Origin of the sequence: Mesorhizobium sp. M7A.F.Ca.ET.027.02.1.1 (genome assembly GCF_004022985.1) — a bacterium.
In the GTDB taxonomy this organism is placed as follows: domain Bacteria; phylum Pseudomonadota; class Alphaproteobacteria; order Rhizobiales; family Rhizobiaceae; genus Mesorhizobium.
In genome coordinates this window covers 1-2,018 of the sequence record NZ_RZOL01000658.1, presented here as the reverse complement: position 1 = coordinate 2,018, position 2,018 = coordinate 1, and the positions used below count along the sequence as shown (strand labels likewise).

1 pseudogene is annotated in these 2,018 nt (G+C 68.8%); it reads left to right on the top strand.

What is annotated here, in order from left to right:
- Window positions 1–2,018, top strand: a pseudogene (locus tag EN749_RS34795) (autotransporter outer membrane beta-barrel domain-containing protein); the annotation flags it as partial.

Below are 2,018 nucleotides of genomic sequence, written 5' to 3'. Positions count from 1 at the left end.
GCTCGGTCGAAACCCTGCAGGACCGGTCGGCAGGCATCGTCGTCCAATCGCTTGGCGGCGGCGGCGGCAATGGCGGCTTTGTCGTGGAAGGCGCCCTCTTCGGAGCGAGCGTTGGAATCGGCGGCAAGGGCAGCGGCGGCGGCGATGGCGGCGACGTGTTCTTCCGCACCGCCAATGGCGGCCAGCAATCGATCATCACGCGCGGCACCGACTCGATCGGCCTCGTCGTACAGTCGGTCGGCGGCGGTGGCGGCAATGGCGGCTTCGTCGGCACGTTTGGCGCGATCGCCAATCTGGGCATCGGTGGTGGCGGCGGCGCGGCAGGCGCGGGCAAGGTGGTCGATGCGACCTATAATGGTTCGGTCGAGACCTTCAAGGAAAGGTCGGCCGGTATCATCGTGCAATCGATCGGCGGCGGCGGCGGCGGCAATGGCGGCGGCGTCATCGGTGTCGGCCTTGGCTTGACCGTCGGCATCGGCGGCAGTGGCGCCGGCGGCGGCGCCGCGGGCATGGTCGTCTACAACTCCACCACCACGAATATCACAACCCACGGCGCCGACTCCGCTGGCCTGATCGTTCAATCGATCGGCGGCGGCGGTGGCAATGGCGGCTTTTCCTTCAATGGCGCTATCGCTGCGACGATCGGCATCGGCGGCAAAGGCGGAGCGGCCGGCGAGGCCGAGACGGTCAGGGCCACAATTGGTGGCGGCTTGATCCATACGATCGGCGATCGCTCGACGGGTATTGTCGCGCAATCCATCGGCGGTGGCGGCGGCACGGGCGGCGGTTCCGCAGGACTGAACCTGGGCCTCGGCATCGGGATCGGTGGCAAGGGCGCCGGCGGTGGCGGCGGCAACACCGTTGATGTCATCAACGGCGCCGTCGTGCAGACCGATGGTATTCAGTCGCACGGCATCATGGCGCAGTCGGTCGGCGGTGGCGGCGGCTCCGGAGGCTTTGCGGTGACGGTTGGCGGACCTTCCTTCTCGCTGGGCGGCAATGGCAGTTCCGGTGGTGGCAGCCAGAAAGTCTATGTCGAAAATACGGCTCGGATCGCCACTGACAGGGACCTCTCGATCGGCATCTTCGCGCAGTCGGTCGGTGGTTCAGGTGGTGACGGAGGCTTGGCGGGCGCCGGTGGTGCCTTTGCGGCTGTCGCTGTCGGTGGCCAGGGCGGCGCTGGCGGGGCAGGTGGCCAGGTCGAGGTCAAAAACACAGCAAACATAACCACCAAAGGCGCGCTCGCGCACGGCATCCTGGCGCAATCGGTCGGCGGCGGCGGCGGCAATGGCGGCAGCGCCGGTGCGGTCGCGGTCGGTATATTCGGTGCGGCTGGCGTCGCGATCGGCGGCGGCGGCGGCGATGCGAACCTGAGCGATCAGGTTACCGTCACCCACAAGGGCGACATCCACGTCGGCGGCGCGGGCGCGAAGGCCATCCTGGCGCAATCGGTCGGCGGCAGCGGCGGCAATGGCGGCAATGCCTATTCCGGAGCCTTCAGCGCCGGTTTCTACGCATCGGCAGCGGTCGGCGTTTCGGTTGGCGGCGAGGGCGGCGATGGCGGCCCTGGCGGCAAGGTTACGGTCAGGGCGGACGGCAACATCATCGCCGACACCGACGCGGTCGGCTCGGGCGGCATCGTGGCACAGTCGATTGGCGGCGGCGGCGGCAATGGCGGCCGTGCGGCCACGATGGCCGGCTCGGTCAGCAACGGCGTCAATGTCAGCCTCGGCGTGACGGTCGGCGGCTGGGGCGGCGACGGTGGCAGGAGCGACCTGGTGATCGTCGATACCGGCCTCAGCGGCGGCGGCAGCATCGTCACCAAGGGTTACCAGGCTGGCGGCATTCTTGCCCAGTCGGTTGCCGGCAGCGGCGGCAATGGCGGCGATTCCTGGGCGGCGGCTGGCGGTTACGGCGTCAATGTCAGCGTCAACGCGACCGTGAGCATCGGCGGCGGCGGCGGCGACGGCAATGTCAGCGACGATGTGCTCGTCCACAATGCCATGACGGTGCAGACG